20 protein-coding genes and 1 tRNA gene are annotated in these 17,746 nt (G+C 70.7%); 5 read left to right on the top strand and 16 right to left on the bottom strand.

The genetic code is table 11. From position 1 onward, the window contains the following. Positions 1–7 precede the first annotated feature (7 nt). The 4 genes from OVA26_RS15080 to OVA26_RS15095 form a co-directional block, all read right to left on the bottom strand. Positions 8–199 (bottom strand): hypothetical protein, encoded by a 192-nt coding sequence (locus OVA26_RS15080; RefSeq protein ID WP_268104683.1) that lies wholly within the window; start codon positions 197–199, stop codon positions 8–10. A 344-nt stretch (positions 200–543) separates the two neighbouring features. Further along, positions 544–628, bottom strand: a tRNA-Tyr gene (locus tag OVA26_RS15085). 91 nt (positions 629–719) lie between these two features. Beyond that, entirely contained in the window at positions 720–1,601 is an 882-nt protein-coding gene (locus tag OVA26_RS15090) for a PfkB family carbohydrate kinase (protein ID WP_268104684.1), read from the bottom strand. After that, the gene (locus tag OVA26_RS15095; protein WP_268104686.1) at positions 1,598–2,098 is read right to left on the bottom strand and encodes an FBP domain-containing protein; all 501 of its coding nucleotides are present in this window, start codon (positions 2,096–2,098) and stop codon (positions 1,598–1,600) included. Before OVA26_RS15095 ends, OVA26_RS15090 begins: the two co-directional genes overlap by 4 nt. Before the next feature lie 86 nt (positions 2,099–2,184). Between OVA26_RS15095 and OVA26_RS15100 the strand changes: the two genes are divergently transcribed. The 3 genes from OVA26_RS15100 (at position 2,185) to OVA26_RS15110 (ending at position 3,842) form a co-directional block, all read left to right on the top strand. Next, positions 2,185–2,673, top strand: coding sequence for a YajQ family cyclic di-GMP-binding protein (locus OVA26_RS15100; RefSeq protein WP_056223933.1), 489 nt, complete (start codon positions 2,185–2,187; stop codon positions 2,671–2,673). Positions 2,674–3,048: 375 nt separating this feature from the next. Then, a complete protein-coding gene (locus OVA26_RS15105; protein WP_268104688.1) occupies positions 3,049–3,690 on the top strand; it encodes a dihydrofolate reductase family protein in 642 nt (213 codons plus the stop codon). 14 nt (positions 3,691–3,704) lie between these two features. Beyond that, on the top strand, positions 3,705–3,842 hold the full coding sequence (locus OVA26_RS15110; RefSeq protein WP_186316699.1) for a hypothetical protein: 138 nt from the start codon (positions 3,705–3,707) through the stop codon (positions 3,840–3,842). A gap of 15 nt (positions 3,843–3,857) precedes the next feature. Here OVA26_RS15110 and OVA26_RS15115 read toward each other — a convergent pair whose 3' ends face one another. The 7 genes from OVA26_RS15115 to OVA26_RS15145 all read right to left on the bottom strand — a co-directional run bounded on the left by OVA26_RS15115 (position 3,858) and on the right by OVA26_RS15145 (position 10,634). Continuing rightward, entirely contained in the window at positions 3,858–3,998 is a 141-nt protein-coding gene (locus OVA26_RS15115) for a hypothetical protein (RefSeq protein WP_186316698.1), read from the bottom strand. Between the two features lie 47 nt (positions 3,999–4,045). Beyond that, on the bottom strand, positions 4,046–5,743 hold the full coding sequence (locus OVA26_RS15120) for an AMP-binding protein (protein ID WP_268104690.1): 1,698 nt from the start codon (positions 5,741–5,743) through the stop codon (positions 4,046–4,048). A gap of 20 nt (positions 5,744–5,763) precedes the next feature. Then, positions 5,764–6,726, bottom strand: coding sequence for an alpha/beta hydrolase (locus tag OVA26_RS15125; protein WP_268104691.1), 963 nt, complete (start codon positions 6,724–6,726; stop codon positions 5,764–5,766). A gap of 77 nt (positions 6,727–6,803) precedes the next feature. Next, entirely contained in the window at positions 6,804–8,177 is a 1,374-nt protein-coding gene (locus OVA26_RS15130; RefSeq protein ID WP_268104692.1) for an FAD-dependent oxidoreductase, read from the bottom strand. 41 nt (positions 8,178–8,218) lie between these two features. After that, a complete protein-coding gene (locus OVA26_RS15135) occupies positions 8,219–9,280 on the bottom strand; it encodes a polyprenyl synthetase family protein (protein ID WP_103205878.1) in 1,062 nt (353 codons plus the stop codon). 61 nt (positions 9,281–9,341) lie between these two features. Beyond that, positions 9,342–10,061 carry a demethylmenaquinone methyltransferase gene (locus tag OVA26_RS15140; RefSeq protein ID WP_074695421.1) on the bottom strand — a complete coding sequence of 240 codons (720 nt, stop codon included), beginning with the start codon at positions 10,059–10,061 and terminating at the stop codon, positions 9,342–9,344. A gap of 9 nt (positions 10,062–10,070) precedes the next feature. Next, a complete protein-coding gene (locus tag OVA26_RS15145; RefSeq protein ID WP_268104693.1) occupies positions 10,071–10,634 on the bottom strand; it encodes a DUF402 domain-containing protein in 564 nt (187 codons plus the stop codon). 168 nt (positions 10,635–10,802) lie between these two features. Between OVA26_RS15145 and OVA26_RS15150 the strand changes: the two genes are divergently transcribed. Then, positions 10,803–12,017 carry an isochorismate synthase gene (locus tag OVA26_RS15150; protein WP_268104941.1) on the top strand — a complete coding sequence of 405 codons (1,215 nt, stop codon included), beginning with the start codon at positions 10,803–10,805 and terminating at the stop codon, positions 12,015–12,017. A gap of 1 nt (position 12,018) precedes the next feature. Here OVA26_RS15150 and OVA26_RS15155 read toward each other — a convergent pair whose 3' ends face one another. From OVA26_RS15155 to OVA26_RS15165, 3 genes are all read right to left on the bottom strand, one after another. Beyond that, positions 12,019–12,876: a polyphosphate kinase 2 family protein gene (locus OVA26_RS15155; RefSeq protein ID WP_268104694.1), complete on the bottom strand. Its 858-nt coding sequence runs from the start codon at positions 12,874–12,876 to the stop codon at positions 12,019–12,021. A gap of 80 nt (positions 12,877–12,956) precedes the next feature. After that, positions 12,957–14,729, bottom strand: coding sequence for a 2-succinyl-5-enolpyruvyl-6-hydroxy-3-cyclohexene-1-carboxylic-acid synthase (menD, locus tag OVA26_RS15160; RefSeq protein ID WP_268104695.1), 1,773 nt, complete (start codon positions 14,727–14,729; stop codon positions 12,957–12,959). Between the two features lie 3 nt (positions 14,730–14,732). Continuing rightward, positions 14,733–15,149, bottom strand: a complete 417-nt coding sequence (locus tag OVA26_RS15165) for a PLDc N-terminal domain-containing protein (protein WP_056223954.1) — start codon at positions 15,147–15,149, stop codon at positions 14,733–14,735. A gap of 109 nt (positions 15,150–15,258) precedes the next feature. Between OVA26_RS15165 and OVA26_RS15170 the strand changes: the two genes are divergently transcribed. After that, positions 15,259–15,585, top strand: coding sequence for a DUF4229 domain-containing protein (locus tag OVA26_RS15170; protein ID WP_268104696.1), 327 nt, complete (start codon positions 15,259–15,261; stop codon positions 15,583–15,585). Positions 15,586–15,598: 13 nt separating this feature from the next. Here OVA26_RS15170 and OVA26_RS15175 read toward each other — a convergent pair whose 3' ends face one another. Together OVA26_RS15175 and OVA26_RS15180 are read right to left on the bottom strand one after the other, a co-directional pair. Next, on the bottom strand, positions 15,599–16,570 hold the full coding sequence (locus OVA26_RS15175) for a 1,4-dihydroxy-2-naphthoate polyprenyltransferase (protein WP_268104697.1): 972 nt from the start codon (positions 16,568–16,570) through the stop codon (positions 15,599–15,601). Between the two features lie 11 nt (positions 16,571–16,581). Then, on the bottom strand, positions 16,582–17,742 hold the full coding sequence (locus tag OVA26_RS15180; RefSeq protein ID WP_268104698.1) for an AMP-binding protein: 1,161 nt from the start codon (positions 17,740–17,742) through the stop codon (positions 16,582–16,584). Positions 17,743–17,746: the final 4 nt, after the last annotated feature.

Raw genomic sequence — 17,746 nt, forward strand, 5'->3', positions numbered from 1 at the left:
GCCCCCTTCAGCAGCATCCGCGCGTACCGAGTCGGCACGAGCCCCACAGCACCGTGTCGTTCGTGCACCAGTTGATGCTCGCGACAATGGCCCCGCCGATTCCGCAGGGAACCGTGGTGCCCCCCGAAATCATCATCATCTCCGCGTCGTCGAGTTCGACGACCCCCACGGGAGACTTCCCCCCGGTTTTCGTGTCCATGACACCTCGCTTCCGTTAAACCATAGCGTTCGCTACGGTTCTTTCGGAAGGTAGCAGGATCCGGCAAGAATGCAACAAGATCGCATTTTGGTAGCTGAATTGTGCGCTTTTCGTCGCCACACCGGCCCGCTGGGTCTCGACGCAGAGCGCAAAAGAGAGCAACCGATTGGCACATGAAAGCGTCACTCACGCGCGCGGCGCGACTCCGCCAAGGTGCGCAGGGAATCGCGCGCGACACCGCACGTTGTTGCTATCGCGCCCACGGAGCGTCCGCACTGCGGCGGCCCGGCGTGGGGCGGCGTCCGACAACCAAAAGAGGGCACCCGGTCTGGGTGCCCTCTTCGTGGTGGCGAGTGAGGGATTCGAACCCCCGAATGCAATGCAGTCTGATTTACAGTCAGATCCCTTTGGCCGCTTGGGTAACTCGCCAGGTGCGCACCCGTCCGGCTTTATCAGTCGACCGGAGGCGCGATAGACCACTCTACTATCCCCCGGGGGATGCTCGAAACCATCGACGCCCTCACTCGGGCGTACGCAGCAGAGCACCCTCGTGGCGACAGGTCGCGGCAGCGACATCCATGGCGCGCGAGAGCACGGCATCCCACTCCTCCGCGTCCGCGGGGAGTCGGTCTCGGACGAGCGCGGCGGTGGTGGCGAGCACGGCGTCGCCGCCGCCCATCGTGTCGACGATGCGCCCGGGAAGATCGGAGATCCCTCGCGAGACGGTCGTCTCCCCCGCGTCGATCGCTGCCCCGCCGGCGCCGTAGGTCGCGAGCACGGCCCCCACGCCGAGGCCCCCGAGCTTCGTGCGGAGCTCGTCGAGCGGCGTCCCGTAGAGCAGCTGCGCGTCGTCCTCACCGACCTTCACGAGCAGGGCGCCGGACGCCGCTTTCTCGAACCCGCGCACGAACTCGGCCCGATCGCGGAGCATTCCGCTGCGCGGGTTCGGGTCGATCGCGAGCGGGGTCGAGGCGGAGGCCGTGGCCTCGATGAGCAGGTCGGTCTGCTGAGCGTCGTCGAAGGGGAAACAGCTGACCACGACCATGGGGGCGTCGGCGATCGCCACACGCTCGGCGTCACCGTAGGCGACGCGACGGTTCTGGGCGGCCTCGTTGAAGACGTAGACGGGCTCACCCTGCAGCGAGCGCGTGCTCACGGCGCGCGACGACCCGTGCTCCGCGGGGCTGGCGAGCAGGTCGACATCGTGCTCGTCGAGGAAGGCGCGGATCTGCTCCCCCGCGTCGTCGTCTCCGACCATGGCGATGAGGGATGCCGGCACCCCCAGCCGAGAGAGACCCACGGCCACATTCAGTCCCGCTCCCCCGACGAACTCGCGGACACCGGCCTCGTCGCGAATCTCGTCGATCAGCGCGTCGCCGATGACGACGACCCGACCGGTCACCGCGACACCTCGGCGGCGTCGAGCACGCGGGAGACGAAGTCTTCGGTGCGGCGCTTGGTGCCGTCGATCTTGCGGTCGACGCTCGCGCGGATCTCGCTCGGAGCGAGCGGGGCGGCCAGGCGCACCGTCTCGTGACACGACATGTCGGCGCAGATGTAAGTGCCCACGGTGTCGCCGTGCTCGCCCGCGGTGCCCGCTTTGCGGGCGGTGAACAGCGACACCTGATCGCCCGGCTGCATCGTGTGGCAGAGGTTGCACATCGCCGACCGCGCGCGAGACTGCCCCTCGGCCGCGCGCAGCACGATCGCGGTGGGCTCGCCGTCCCGCTCGGTGACGATGTAGCCGCGACCGCGGGTGCGCGGGTCACGCCATGCCAAGAAGTCGAGGTGGTCCCAGTCGGTCAGCAGGAAGTCGTGCGGGAGCTCGACCACTCGCAGCTCCTCGGGGGCCGCGTTCACGAACGCAGCCCGCACCTCTTCTTCGGTGAGTGCTCGCATGGCATCCGAGTCTACGAGCGCGCCGCTCCTGCGGGGCCGCCCGCGATCCTCGGGCGCTCCGGCGCATCCCCCGGTAGATTTGAACCATGGCTGATTCTTCGTTCGACATCGTCTCCAAGATCGACCGGCAGGAAGCCGACAACGCGCTCAACCAGGCGCACAAAGAGGTCGAGCAGCGCTACGACTTCAAGGGCACCGACGCGTCCATCGCTTGGAGCGGCGATTCGATCGTCATCAAGGCGAACTCCGAGGAGCGCGCCAACGCCGTGCTCGACGTCTTCCAGACCAAGTTGATCAAGCGCGGTATCTCGCTGAAGAGCCTCGAGACGGGCGAGCCCGTGCAGAGCGGCAAGGAGTACCGCATCACCTCCACCCTCAAAGAGGGCATCTCGCAGGAGAACGCCAAGAAGGTGAACAAGATCATCCGCGACGAGGGCCCCAAGGGCGTCAAGTCGCAGATCCAGGGCGACGAACTGCGCGTGCAGTCGAAGTCGCGCGACGACCTGCAGGAAGTGCAGCGCCTGCTCAAGGCGGCCGACCTCGACGTCGACCTGCAGTTCACGAACTACCGCTGACCCTCGGGTGGTCGTCTCTCCGCCTCAACGCTCCCCCATCTGCTTGCGCCATATGCTGTGGGGGGCCGGATTGTCGCTTGCTGGGGCAATGTTCGGTGCGGTGGGCCTCTGGGTCGGAGCGCAGTTCGCGTCCCAGCCGCAGATCGAAGGGTTGCCCGCGGTCAGCGCGTGGATGGTCGGGGTGATGTGCGCGGCGGCGGGAATAGTCGGTGCGGCTCTGACTCTGGGCTACTCCTCCCGTGTCACGGCTACACGACACCGTCGAGCACTCGCGCGGGCCGCGGCCGGTATAGCACTTGGGGCATCCGTCGCGGTTGTGCTCACCTACATCATCGCGACTTTCCTCTGAGGGGCAGCCTGCGAGAGACTGCTCCCATGGCCGTCCGCGTCGATCTGAACATCTCGCTCGATGGCGTGGCGATGCCCGCCGACCCCACGCCCGAGAATCCCATGGGCGAGGACTGGGGCCGGCTCGTCGCCGACTACATGGCGACGAAGACCTTCCGCGAGCGCGTCTTCCGCGACACGTCGGGGGCGGGCACGACCGGCGTGGACGACCGGTACGCGGCCGCGTACTTCGAGGGCATCGGCGCCGAGGTGATGGGCGCGGCGATGTTCGGTCTGCACTCCTTTCCCGACGATCCGGACTGGCGCGGCTGGTGGGGTGAGGAACCACCGTTCGAGGTGCCGGTGATCGTGCTCACGCACCGCGAGCGCGAACCCCTCTCCTTCGCCAACGGCACCCGGTTCGAGTTCTCGTCGGAGAGCATCGCGGATGCCGTGGCCCGGGCCACCGATCTCGCGAACGGCGCCGACGTGAGGGTCGGCGGTGGGCTGTCGACGGTGCGGTCCGCGCTGGCCGCGGGTCTCGTCGACCGTCTGCACGTGGCCGTCCGCCCCGTGATCCTCGGCCGCGGCGGCCGCCTCTGGGACGACCTGCGGGGCCTCGACGAGGTCTACACCGTCACCTCGGAGGTCGCCGAGTCCGGTGTCGTGCACGTGACCTTCGCACGGTGAGCGCGGAGAGCCCGATGGAACAGCCCCTCAGCCCGCTCACGTGCCCGACGTGCGGCGACCCCCTGCGCTTCGAGATCCTCGACGACGAGCGGTTCCTCGTCGCGTGGTCGTGCGTGAACTGCGGGCTCATCCGCACGACCGAGCCGGTGTGAGTCGCGGGGGCTCTGTCAGCCCTCGATGCCGTTGATCATCTGGGTGATCTCGCGCTCGGTCTCGCGACCGATGTTGCGTTCTTCCATCCGCGAGGGCATGTCGCTGTCGTCGTCGACGGAAGGGTTCTCGAACGGCTGCTTCTGATCCTTTTCCATGGATCGATGCTCACACGCGACGACGGACGCCGCGAGGGGCTTGCGCGTCAGCGATCGCCCCGCAGCGCGGCATCCGTCCACTCGACGCAGTCGATCTCTCCGCGGAACACCGCCTCTTCGCGCTGGCGCAGTTCGACGCGGCGGATCTTGCCCGAGATCGTCTTGGGCAGCTCGAAGAACTCGACGCGGCGCACCCGCTGGAACGGGGCGAGCCGCTCGCGCGCGAAGCGCAGGATGTCGAGGGCGACCTTTTCGCCCGCCTCCTGCCCGCCGGCGAGCACGATGTAGGCCTTCGGCACCGCGAGGCGCAGCTCGTCTGGTGCGGGCACGACCGCGGCCTCCATGACCGCCGGGTGCTCGATCAGCACGCTCTCGAGCTCGAACGGGCTGATCTTGTAGTCCGAGGCCTTGAAGACGTCGTCGGTACGGCCGATGTAGGTGATGCTGCCCGTCTCATCGCGGCGCGCCACATCGCCGGTGTGGAAGAGCCCGTCGGCGAACGCCTCGGCGTTGCGCTCGGGGTCGCCCACGTACCCCGTCATGAGGTTGACGGGCCGCTCGGTGAGGTCGATGCAGATCTCGCCCTCGTCGGCGCGCTCGCCCGTCACCGGGTCGACGAGCACGACCGGGCACCCGGGCAGCGGCCGCCCCATCGAGCCCGGAACGAGGTCGGCGCCCGGGGTGTTGGCGACGACCGCGGTCATCTCGGTCTGCCCGTACCCGTCGCGGATGTCGAGGCCCCACGCGCGCTGCACCGAGGCGATGACCTCGGGATTGAGCGGCTCACCCGCCGACACGACCTCGCGCAGCGACCCGCGGCGCCCGGTCAGATCGGCCTGGATGAGCATGCGCCACACCGTCGGCGGCGCGCAGAAGGTCGTCACACGGTCGTTCTCGAGCTCGGTGAGCAGGCGCTCGGCCGAGAAGCGCGAATAGTTCAGAGCGAGCACGGTCGCCCCGGCGATCCACGGCGCGAAGAACAGGCTCCACGCGTGCTTGGCCCACCCGGGCGAGCTGATCGCGAGGTGCACGTCGCCGGGCTGCAGCCCGAGCCAGTACATCGTGCTGAGGTGACCCACCGGGTACGACGAGTGCGTGTGCTCGACGAGCTTGGGCTTCGAGGTCGTGCCCGAGGTGAAGTACAGCAGCAGACGCTCGTCGGCGGTGGTCCCCGGATGCCGCGCGGGCTCCGCCTCGACGGCGAAGGCGTCCGAGTAGGTCGCCCATCCCGTGTGCTCGCCACCGACGACGATGCGACCGAGACCCTCCGGCAGGTCGTCGAACTTGGCGGCATCCGCCGCTCCGACGACGACGTGGCGGATCTCGGCGCGCTCGATGCGGTCGGCGAGGTCGACCGAGCCGAGCGCCGTGGTGGTCGGGGCGATGACGCCGCCGAGCTTCATGATGCCGAGCATGGCTTCCCACAGCTCCACCTGGTTGTCGAGCATGAGCAGCACGGTCTCGCCGCGGCGGACGCCCCGCGTCTCTAGCCACGCGGCGACCTGGTCGGAGCGCCGCGCGAGCTCGTCGAACGTGCGCTCGTGGTGCGTTCCGTCATCGTCGACGACGATCAGCGCCGTGCCGTCGTTGCCGCGGGCCATCGGGTCGAACCAGTCGATCGCCCAGTTGAACGCCCCCTCGAAGCTCGGCCAGACGAAGTCCGCGGCGGCGGCGGGATCGGTGCGGACGGCGAGAAGGTGGTCACGGGCGGCGCGGTAGCGCTCGGTCGCGGCGGTGGCGGTCATGGAGCTCCTTCGAACGCGTTCTACGCTAGACCCCTCGTCCAGGCCGCGAGTGCGTCGAAGGCCCGAGCCCTGGCATCCGGGGCGGATAAGAACACGTCGTGCAGCGCCCCATCGATCCGGGCGATGGTGACGGTGCGCGCGATGCGGGTCGCCGAACGGGCGATGTCGTCGACCACGAGCACCGAGTCGGTCTCGCGCATCGCGTCGTTCCAGGTGAGCGCCGGCGTGGACCTCGCCGACAGCAGCACGAGCGCCGGGCAGCCGACGTCGACCCCGGATGCCACCCGCGCGTGCCCCGCGATGATCGCGGCGAGCCACCCGGGGTGGGTCGGAAAACCCTGCGCGGGTCGCCACCCCTCGGGGCTGTCGGGCAAAGTGCCCAGATCGCGCTGGGCCCGCGTGTAGAAGCCGAGGTCGACCACCGGATGCGTGCCGAGGGGGTCGAAGCGGGCGCGCGCGTTGACGATCGGCGCCAGGGCCTGACGTCCGAGCGGACCGAGCTGCAGTTCGAGCCACGGGCTGTTCAGCACGAGGGCGTCGGCGACACCCGGATGCCGCGCGGCCCAGAGCGTGAGGGTGAGACCTCCCGTGCTGTGGCCGAGCAGAAGCAGGCGTCGGTTCTCTCGTTTCGTGGCCATGGCGTCCAGGGCCGCCCCGATGTCGGCGTCGTAGACGTCGAGTGCCGCGATGTATCCCGGGGCCTGCCCGGGTCGCAGACTCCGACCGTACTTGCGCAGGTCGAGGGCGTAGAAGCGCGCCCCGCGGTCGGTGAAGAAGCGCGCGAGGTCGGTCTGGAAGAAGTAGTCCGACCAGCCGTGCACGTAGAGGACGTCGGTGTCGCGCAGGTCGCCGAAGAGGCGCGCGCCGGGGTGCGGTCGGGAGCGGATCAGCGTCGCGACGACCTCGCCCTCGGCGTCGTCGCCGAGAGGCAGCGTCTGCTGCTCGAACCCGTCGCCGAGGACGTCCGGTCGCCACTCCCCCATCGCCCCAGCCTACGACGGGCGTTTTCGAGAAGAGCCGCCCGCGTCGCGATGACGGGGCGGCTCTTCAGCGGGGAGGGCTACTCGCCGCGCGAGATCTTGATCATCTCGTCGCGGGGTACGACCTTGATGCGCGCGCGCTCGTGCGGAGCGCCGAGCGCGACCTCGTGCTCGTCGAGGCGGTGCCAGCCGTCGAGGTCGGTCCAGCGCACGCCGCGCTCCTCGAGCAGGGCCGGGATGGCCTCTTCCTCGGGGTGCTCGGGCCGCCACCACTCCGCCTGGTCATTGATGACGTGGCGCACCGTCTCCATGGCATCCGACTTGGTGTGCCCGATGAGGCCGACGGGACCGCGCTTGATCCAGCCGGTGGCGTAGACGCCGGGCAGTCGGGAGTTCGAGTCGGCCGAGAGCACCTGACCCTCGTGGTTGGGGATGACGCCGTGCTGCTCGTCGAAGGGGACGTCCTTCAGGGGCGAGCCGAAGTAGCCGACCGCGCGGTACAGCGCCTGGATGGGGACCTCGCGGATCTCGCCGGTGCCGACGACCCCGCCCTCGGCGTCGGGCTTCGTGCGCTCGTAGCGGAAGGCGGCCACCCGGCCCTCGTCGTCGGTGACGACCTCGACGGGCTTCGCCCAGAAGTGGAGGTGCAGGCGGCGCGACGCCTCGCCCCCGGCGTTGTTCACGCCCGGGCGGGTGCGCCACTGCTGCAGCACGCGGTCGATGACCTTGACCTGCTTGTTGGTCTCGATCGCGGTCTTCGAGGCCTCGTCATAGTCGAAGTCCTCGTCGTAGACGACCATGTCGACGTCGCGCAGCTCGCCGAGCTCGCGGAGCTCCAGCGGGGTGAACTTCACCTGGGCGGGACCACGACGACCGAAGACGTGGACGTCGGTGACCGGAGAGGCCTTGAGCCCCTGGTACACGTTGTCGGGTACCTCGGTGGGCAGCAGGTCGTCGGCGTGCTTGGCCAGCATGCGGGTCACGTCGAGGGCCACGTTGCCGTTGCCGATCACGGCGACCGACTCGGCCTCGAGAGGCCACTCGCGCGGCACGTCGGGGTGACCGTCGAACCAGCTGACGAAGTCGGCGGCGCCGTAGGACCCCTCCGCATCGATGCCGGGGATGTCGAGGTCGGCGTCGCGGATCGCACCGGTCGAGAAGATGACGGCGTTGTAGTGCTTCTTCAGGTCGTCGAGGGTGATGTCCTCGCCGAAGCGCACATTGCCGAAGATGCGGATGTCGCCGCGGTCGAGCACTTCGCGCAGCGCCGTGACGACGCCCTTGATGCGCGGGTGGTCGGGGGCGACGCCGTAGCGGACCAGGCCGTAGGGCGCCGGGAGCTGCTCGAACAGGTCGATGGAGACGTCGAACTGACGCTCGGACTTCAGCAGGATGTCGGCGGCGTAGATGCCGGCGGGGCCGGCTCCGACGATGGCGAGGCGCAGCTTCGTCATGGGTTCCTCTCGATCGCGATCGGGGGGGGGTGGGGAAAGGGTCAGGCCGAGCGGTCGGCCACGGCGCGGGCGAAGCGGGTCAACGCTTCGCGCACGGCGCCGTCGGGCAGCGGCGCGAGGGCGTCGATCGCCTCTTGCGACCACTGGTGCGCGAGGCGCAGGGTCTCGTGCGTGGTGTCGTGCTCGCGCAGTTCGGCGAGCGGTCCGTCGAGCACCGACGGGTCGGCGCCGGCGGCGATGCGCTGCTGACCTTCGTCGATGCGGGCGCGGAGATCGGCGGATGCCGCGTCGGAGCGGTGCCCGAGCAGCAGGTACGGCATGGTCGGAACACCGGCGCGCAGGTCGGTTCCGGGGACCTTGCCGGTCTCGGAGGGATCCGGCGACAGGTCGATCACGTCGTCGAGCAACTGGAAGGCGACTCCGGCCTTCTCTCCGAACACGACCATGGGCTGCTCGAACTCCTCGGGTGCACCCGAGTAGATGACACCCGACTGCGCGGCCGCGGCGATGAGCGAACCGGTCTTGTCGGCGAGCACCTTGAGGTAGAAGTCGACGGGCTCGTCGCCCTCCTGCGGGCCCACGGTCTCGTGCATCTGCCCGAGCACGAGGCGCTCGAAGGTGTCGGCCTGCAGCTGGATCGCGCGCTCACCGCGGCGGGCCATGAGCTGGCTCGCGCGGGCGAAGAGCAGGTCGCCGGTGAGGATGGCGATGTTGTTGCCCCACACCGTCTGCGCGCTCGGGACGCCGCGGCGCTTGTCGGCGCCGTCCATGACGTCGTCGTGGTACAGCGAGCCGAGATGGGTCAGCTCGAGGGCGGTGGCGACCTCGACGACCTCTTTCGTGGTGCCCTGACCGAGCTGCGCGGTGAGGATGGCGAGCATGGGTCGCACACGCTTGCCGCCGGCCTCGTAGAGGTAGCGGGCGGTGACGTCGGCGAGCTTGTCGGCGCTTCGCACCTCGCCCTCGAGCTCTGTCTCGACGCGGGCGAGGCCCGCCTCGACGGTGGAGAGGAGGGTGCGCGAACGCAGGCCTGCGAAGATGCGGTCACTCAGGCCCAGCTTGCCCGACAGGCGGGTGCCGGCCGCGGGCGGTCTCGGGGTCACGGTTTCAGCCTATCCTGGCGCGCTGAGGGCCCGCCGACGGTATCTCGACGGTTGACAGGGGTTAAGAAGCGGGACGGATGCCGCGGTGCAGCGCGACGATGCCGAAGGTGAGGTTGCGGTAGGCCACGTCATCCCATCCGGCATCCCTCATCCATCCGGCGAGAGTGGGCTGGTCGGGCCAGTCGCGGATCGACTCGTTGAGGTAGTCGTAGGCCTCGGCGTTCGAGCTGACGGCCTTCGCGACGATCGGGAGGACCCGGTCGTTATAGAAGCGGTAGAGACCGTTGAACGCGCGGGACGGCGGGTGCGAGAACTCGCACACCACGATGCGCCCGCCGGGGCGGGTCACGCGGCGGAGTTCACGGAGGGCCCGACGCGGGTCGATGACGTTGCGCAGACCGAACGACATCGTCACGGCGTCGAACTCGCCGTCGGCGAAAGGCAGGTCGGTGGCGTCGGCCTGCACGAACTCGAGGTTCGGCACGTCGCCGTGACGGCGGCGTCCCTCCTCGATCATGCCGCGCGAGAAGTCGGCGGCGACCACGTGGGCCCCGCTCGGCACGAACGCCATCGACGAGGTGCCGGTGCCGGCGGCGAGGTCGAGGATGCGCTCCCCGCGCTGCGGAGCGACCGCGCGCAGCGTCGCGACGCGCCAGAAGCGGTCGTTGCCGAGACTGAGCACGGAGTTCGTGCGGTCGTAGGCCGCGGCGACCTGGTCGAACATGCCGCTGACGCGCTTCGGGTCTTTGCCGAGATCGGCGCGGTTGGGGTCGCTGCTCACCCGTCGAGTCTAGGCGCGTGCCGCGGGGCGGTCGTCGGGGGTTGCCATCGACGCGAGGCGTTCGAGCCAGGGGCCGGTCACCGCGTCCGAGAACGGCGCCTCCCGCGCGAGCACGCGGCGCTCGAGGTCGAGGGCCGTGGCCTCGAGGTGCTCGACGATCTCGGCCGGGTAGCCGTACTGCACGCGGTGCTCGTCCCACTCGTCGCGATCGTCGACCCAGGTGCCGCGCTCGTCGGTGCGCCGCACGACGTCGAGGTCCATGTCGATGCCGCGGGGCACGCCGTCGTCGTGCCAGCGGACGTCCCACGCCAGGTCGATGTACACCGCGACCGGGTGCGGATCGGCGTTGTGGGTGAAGGCCCAGTCCCCCGTCGCCGGCACCAGCGTCACGTTCGGCTGTCGGCAGACGAACTCGGCGCCCGGTCTCGCGCTGCGCCACCCCACCTGCTGGCCGAACCACTCGCCCCACTCGTCGGATCCGAGGTAGACGCTGTCCTGCACCCAGTGCGGGGAGCCGTCCCACTTGCGCCACTCGAACATCAGCCGGGTGCCGGGGGCGGGTCGAGGATCCATGTTCGGAGTCTAAAACGTGCTCGGCCACCCCCGTCTCGCTCGACGCCGAAGCATCCCGGTCACCCGTCCCGCCGCGCTGCCGCCCGCGGGTCTACGCTGAAAGACGTGCTCGAACCCGCGGAAGACGTCGTGCCGCGCCTGCGCGTGGTCACGCGCGAGCTGCCCCCGATGGACGATGTCCTCGCCTACACGACCCCGTACGACCCCCTGTTCTGGAGCCGCCGTGGAGAGTCGCTCGCGGCCTTCGGCGACCTGCTGACGCTGCGGTACGCCGGAGAGCAGCCGGGCGACGCCACCATCTCGGAGCGCTGGCGCGCGATCGCCGCCGCCGCCGAGATCGACGACCCCGTGCAGCTGCCGGGCACGGGCCTCGTGGCATTCGGGTCGTTCGTGTTCGATCCGGACTCGGAGCGCGAGAACGTCCTGCGCGTGCCCGGCATGATCGTCGGTCGCCACAGCGGCCGTGCGTGGGTCACCCGCCTCGCCTTCGACGACACCCCCGACGGGCCCGAACCCGAGCTCCCACCCCGCTCCCCCTTCGGTCCGCACTGGTCCGCGACGCTCGGTCCCGGTCGGCAGACGGCGGAGAAGTATCAGGATGCCGTCCGCCAGGCCATTGAGGCCATCGGCCGCCGCGAGGTGGGCAAGGTCGTCCTCGCCCGCGACATCACGGGCACCGTCCCCGCCGGATCCGACCTGCGGCGCCTCGTCCGATCCCTGCTCGAGGGGTACCCCGACTGCTGGGTCTTCGCGGTCGACGGACTCATCGGCGCGAGCCCCGAGACCCTCGTGACCGTCTCCGGCGGAACGGTGACCGCTCGCGTCCTCGCCGGTACCGTCGCGCGCGGCGGTGACGCCGACGCCGATGTCGCGGCATCCATCGGTCTCACCCGGAGCACGAAAGACCAGGACGAACACCGGTTCGCCGTGCAGAGCGTGCTCAAGGCCCTCGGGCCCCACACCTCGGCGCTCGCCGCCGCGGACGAGCCCTTCACCCTGAAGCTGCCGAACGTCTGGCACCTGGCCACCGACGTCGAGGGCGAGCTGAGCGAGGACGCGTCCTCACTCGACCTGATCTCGGTGCTGCATCCGACGGCCGCGGTCGCGGGGACCCCCACCGCCGCGGCGATGGATGTCATTCGTCGTCTCGAGCCCTTCGACCGCGGGCGGTACGCCGGCGCGGTCGGATGGACGGCCGCCTCGGGCGACGGCGAGTGGGCCATCGCCCTGCGGTGCGCGCAGATCGACCGTGCCGCCCCCTCGTCGCCGACCGCGCCGATCACCGCCTACGCCGGCGCGGGCATCGTCGCCGACAGCGTCCCGGAGTCCGAGCTGCTCGAGACGCGCGTGAAATTCCGCCCGATCGTCGAGGCGCTGGCCTGACTCAGGAGTTCGCGAGTCGGTCCTTCTCGACCTCGACGTCGTAGTCAGCCGCGGGCCACCGCGGATCGATGTCTTCGAGGGCGTCGATGAGCAGCTGCTGCACGGCGAGACGCGCGTACCACTTGCGGTCGGCCGGGACGACGTGCCACGGCGCGACGGGCGTCGACGTGCGCTCGATCGCGACCTGGTACGCGTCCATGTAGGCGTTCCAGAGCTCACGCTCGTCCACGTCGGAGGGGTTGTACTTCCAGTGCTTGTCGGGTCGTTCGAGCCGCTCACCGAGGCGTTCCCGCTGCTCGTCCTTCGAGATGTGCAGCATGACCTTCACCACGCGGATGCCCATCTCGGCGGCCTGCGCCTCGAACGAGACGATCGCGCCGTAGCGGCGCTCGATCTCATCGTGCGGCGCGAGCTCGCGCACCCGACCGATGAGGACGTCCTCGTAGTGCGAGCGATCGAAGACGCCGAGGCGCCCCGCGTCGGGCAGACGCTTCTCGATGCGCCAGAGGAAGTCGTGCTCGAGCTCCTCGGCGGTGGGCTTCTTGAACGAGGCGAGTTCGACGCCCTGCGGGTCGACGGCACCCACGACGTGCCGGACGATCCCGCCCTTGCCCGCGGTGTCCATCGCCTGCAGCACGAGCAGCACCGAGCCCGTCGCCGTGCCCGCGACGCTCTGCGCGAAGAGGCGTTCCTGCAGCCCCTCCAGCGGCGCACGGCCCGCCTCGAGGTCGGCGCGACCGTCGGTCTTGTCGCCGTCGTAGCCGGGCGTGGATCGCGGATCGATGTCGGCGAGACGGAATCCGGGCTTCACGCGCAGGGCGTCGGCGGCGGGCGTGGACCATCTGCTGCTCGTGCTCATCCCGACATCGTGCCGTGGCATCCGGAATCTCCGCCACCCGTTGACGACGATGCCGAGCCGCGGGAACGGATGCCGCTCGGTCAGCGCGGAAGGGGCACTTCGATCAGCTGCCGACCGCCGGTGGGAGCGGTGAGCACCTGGTCGAGGGCGACACGCGTGGTGCACCGGTGGTACTCCCACCCGAACGCGAGAGCGAGCTGCTCGAGCCGGGCCGTCTGCGGGGTGTACTGCACGCGCGACATCGCGTCGTCACCGGCGACCGAGGCGACCTCGAGACCGTCGAAGATCGTACCCCCGCCGTCGTTTCCGACCACGACCTGCAAGCGGGGCACGATCTCGCCGGGGGGAAGGAGCAACGCACCCATGTCGTGCAGGAACGCGAGATCGCCCAGGAGCAGACGCGTCACGCCGGGCCGTTCGTCGACCTGGCTGGCGAGCGCGACACCCGTGGCCGTGGCGATCGTTCCGTCGATGCCCGCAAGGCCGCGGTTCGAGTGCACGGCGACCTTCTTGCCGCCCAGCAATTCGTCGGCGACGCGCACGATGCGCGAGGACCCGAAGACGAGTCGGTCGTGGGGCCAGCTCGCGCGCCACATCGCGTCGACGAGGGCGGCGCGATCCAGGGGTGCACGCATGACCTCGACCTCGGCGTTGATCGCGCCGAGTCGTTCGTGTGGCACGGCGGAGGCGAGTCCGTCGGCGTCGGGGGCCGGGGGCGAGAGGTCGACGGCGGCGGCGCGCGAGGCGCGCATCCAGTCTCCGAGCCACGCGCGGTCAGCGGCTCCCGAGCCGACTCGCACCGCGTCGACCGCCAGCGTCGAGCCGTTCAGGTTCACGGGCTCGCCCGGCCCGCGGACGGCGAGGACCTCGACGTCATCGCGCATGAGCAGGCGGGTGACCTCTCGACTGAGCGTCGGGCGACCGAACACGACGACGCGCTCGATGCGGCCGCCGAGCTCGGGGTCGCTCAGCAGGGCGCGGTAGCCGTGCACGATCTGGCGGCCGAAGCGCGCGCCGCTGACGATCTCGGCCACCAGGGGGAAGCAGCCGTCGTGGGCGAACTGCTCCGCCGCATCCCCGGCATCCGCGCCCGCGACCACCACCGTCCGCGGACCGGGGTCGACCACGTGCGCCGCCTCGGCGACAGGTGCCACGTCGGCCTCGCCGATGCCCCCGCCGCCCTGGTAGAGCGCCCCGGAGCCGTCGCTGTTCTCTTCGGCGGGAACGGCACCGGATGCCGCCCGCTCAACGAGCCACACGGGTGCGGCGCCCGCGAGCGGCTCCCGGAACGGAACGTTCAGGTGCACAGGCCCTGCCGCGCGGGCACCCTCGCCGAGGGCGGCCGCGAGCGCTGCGGCGGCCACCGCGTCGAGCTCCGCGGTCTGTTCGCCGGTGGCGTCGTCATCGGTCGCCTCCGGAACCGCGAGGTCGGCTTCGAGCCGGACGGCGGACCGGAACAGCCCCGGCTGCCGGGTGGTCTGGTTGGCGCCCACCCCGCGCAGTTCCGGAGGGCGATCGGCGGTGAGGAGGAGAAGGGGAACGCCCGCGTGATGCGCCTCGAGCGCGGCCGGCACGAGGTTCGCGACGGCGGTGCCCGACGTGCAGACGACGGCCGCCGGCATCCCGGTCTCGCGTCCGATCCCGAGGGCCGTGAAGCCCGCGACGCGCTCGTCGATGCGCACGTGCAGATGGATGAGCCCCGCCCGTTCGAGCTCGGCGGCGACGAGGGCCAGCGCCTGGGAGCGCGACCCCGGGCTCACGACGAGGTGCCGCACGCCGCGAGAGACGAGCCCGGCCAGCAGGGCCGCGGCCGCGTCGGTGGCGGGCGCGGCGGTACGCGCGGTGTCGACCACGGGTCAGCCGACGGCGCCGCGCTGGTCGCGGGTGTCGTCGTCGCCCTTGCCGGGGGTGTCGCCCGGATCGGTCGTCTTCTGAGGAAGCTGGGGATCTTCGGCCTCGGAGTCGAGCTGCGCCAGCTCTTCTTCGAGGCGACGGATCCGCTCGTCCTGGTCGGCGCGCGCCGAGGCGGTCATGCGGCCGAGGAACTCGGGGTCGTCGTCGGGAGCCCGTCGAACGACCGTCTGCGTGGCGCGCCCGCGGCCGATGGCGAACCACAGGATGCCGCCGAGCACGGGCAGAAGGATCACGATCGCCATCCACGCGGGCTTGTTGACGCCGCGGTGACGAGAGGGGCTCTGCACGGCGCAGTCCACGATCGTGTAGACCCAGAAGACGGTCGCCACGAGCGCCAGGATGAGAAGCAACCGTGCCATGACCTGATTCTACGTGCGTCGGCTGGACAGCGGCCCGGAGTGGGCGCACGGTCTTCCGCCGTCGAACGACCCGGATCGGGGCCGTGGGTGCCCGCCGTAGACTGGGGGCATGCGTGCACGTTCGGCCCTCGTCTACACGGTGCTGCGTCTGCTCGCCTTCCTCGTGCCCCTCGGCATCCTGCTGCTGTTCCCGGTTTTCCAGGAGCTGCCGTGGCTCGCAGCGATCTTCGCCGCCCTCATCGGGCTGAGCCTGTCGACACTGTTCTTGCGCCGCCCGCTCGACAAGGTCACCGGCGGCCTCGCCGAGCGTCGCGCGCAGCGCGCGACGACCGGTCGCCGGACGGGTGCCGAGACCGACGCCGACGCCGAGGATGCGGTGGTGGATGCCACGCGCACCGACGGTCCGGACGCGGAGCCCGAGGCTCCGCGCGCCTGAGCCCGAGCGCGGGTCAGACCGCGAACGCGCCGAAGAGGACCGCGCCGTACGCCACCGAGGTGAAGCTCGTGACCTGGAGCGCGGTGATCAGCTCGCGCGGGGCGCGGTAGGTCCACACGATGAGGATCGCGGCGAGCCCGCCGAGCAGCGGGATCCCCTCGAGCCAGGCCACCGGGTAGACCAGGGCGAGGAACGCGGCGATCGCGAAGGGTGCGAGCACGAAGACCGAGAACAGAACCTGGGTCGCGCGACGGCCGATGAGAACCGAGAGGGTGCGCTTTCCCGCGAGACGGTCCTGGTCGATGTCGCGCAGATTGTTCGCCAGCAGCACCGCGCAGGCGAGGAGCCCCGCGGCGACCGCCCCGAACCACGCCTCTTGCGGCAGGGACAGCACCTGCAGCCAGGTCGTGCCGAGGGTCGCGACCAGGCCGAAGAACACGAAGACGAAGATCTCGCCCATCGCGTTGTAGCCGTAGGGACGCTTGCCGCCGGTGTAGAACCAGGCCGCGACGATGCACACGGCGCCGACGAGGAGAAGCCACCACTGCCCCGTGCGGATCACCAGGGCGAGCCCGATCACCGCGGCGAGAGCGAAGAACGACAGCGCGACGATCAGCACGGTCCGCGGCTTCGCCTTCTTCCCGCCGGTGAGGCGACCCGGGCCGACGCGCACGTCATCGGTGCCGCGGATGCCGTCGGAGTAGTCGTTGGCGTAGTTGACGCCGATCTGCAGCGCGAACGCGACGGCGAGGCACGCGAGGGCGATCACCCAATGCAGCTGGTCGTCCACCAGGGTCGCGGCTCCCGTGCCGATGAGCACGGGAGTGATGGCGAGTGGCAGTGTGCGCAGGCGCGCGGCGGCGATCCAGTCCCGCGCGGTGGCGGGCGTGGCCGCCTGCGGGGCACCGCTCTTCGCCTTCTGCGGGTTGCCGCCCGGATGACGCTTCTTGGCGGTGTTCGGACGCTTGCGAGACTGTGCTGCCACGAGGGGTCAGTCTAATCCCGCGGGTCCGGCGAGCCCTCGCCGACGAGTCGACGCAGCGTCGCCCGATCTGGTTTGCCCGAGCGCAGGGTGGGCACCTCGGCGATCGCGATCACGCGGGCCGGTCGTGCCGGGGCCCCGACCGCCGCACCGACGACCTCGCGCACCGCGGCGAGCACCTCGCGCTCTCGGGACGGATCGACTCCCGGCACCACCACGGCGGACCCCTGGCCCCAGTCCGTGTCCGGGATCGGCACGACGACGGCGGATTCCAAGCCTGGGATGCCGCGCACGGCCGCTTCGACCCGGTCGAGCGAGACGTTCACCCCTCCCGAGACGATGACGTTGTCGAGGCGACCGATGACGTTGAGCACGCCATCGACGACCTCTCCCCCGTCGCCCGTGCGGTACCACCGGGTGCCGACAGCGTCGAGGGGGAAGACGGATGCCGTGCGCTCGGGATCGCCGAGGTAGCCCTCGGCGAGCGTCGGTCCCGACAGGCGCACCTCGCCGTCGACGATCGCGACGCCCACGCCGTCGAGCGGGACGCCGTCGTAGACGCACCCACCGCTGGTTTCGCTCGAGCCGTAGGTGCGCACGATCCGCGCTCCCGCCGCCTCCGCTCGCTCTCGCACCGCCGGCGCCAGAGCTTGCCCTCCGATCAGGATGGCCTCGAACGAACGCAGGGCCTGCGCCACGGTGGCGTCGTGCTCGGCGGCATCCAGAAGTCTCTGCAGCTGCGCGGGGACGAGCGAGGTGTAGCTCGGGACGCGGGCACCGCCGACGTGCGACGCCATACCGAGGGCCGCCGCGGCGAACGGCTCGGCGCGGAACGGACCCGCGACGACGGCGGGCTCTCGATCGGCCAGGAGTGCCCGCACGATCACCTGCACCCCGGCGACGTAGGTGGCGGGGACCGCGAGGAGCCACGCGCCCTCGCCGATACGCGCCGCCGTGGCGTACGCACTCGCGATGAGGGCGTTGCGGCTGATCACGACCGACTTGGGCACACCCGTAGACCCCGAGGTCGTGACCACCGCCGCCGTCCCCGGGGGGACCTCACCGGCGAGGTCTGAGCCGCCGAGCGCCACGGCGGGACCGGCGCCGAGGACGGCCGCCCGCAGAGCGCGCAGCACGTCGCGCGGATCGTCGGATGCCGCCGGCTCGAGCCTCACGACG

Source organism: Microbacterium sp. SL62 (assembly GCF_026672635.1).
GTDB lineage: Bacteria > Actinomycetota > Actinomycetes > Actinomycetales > Microbacteriaceae > Microbacterium > Microbacterium testaceum_A.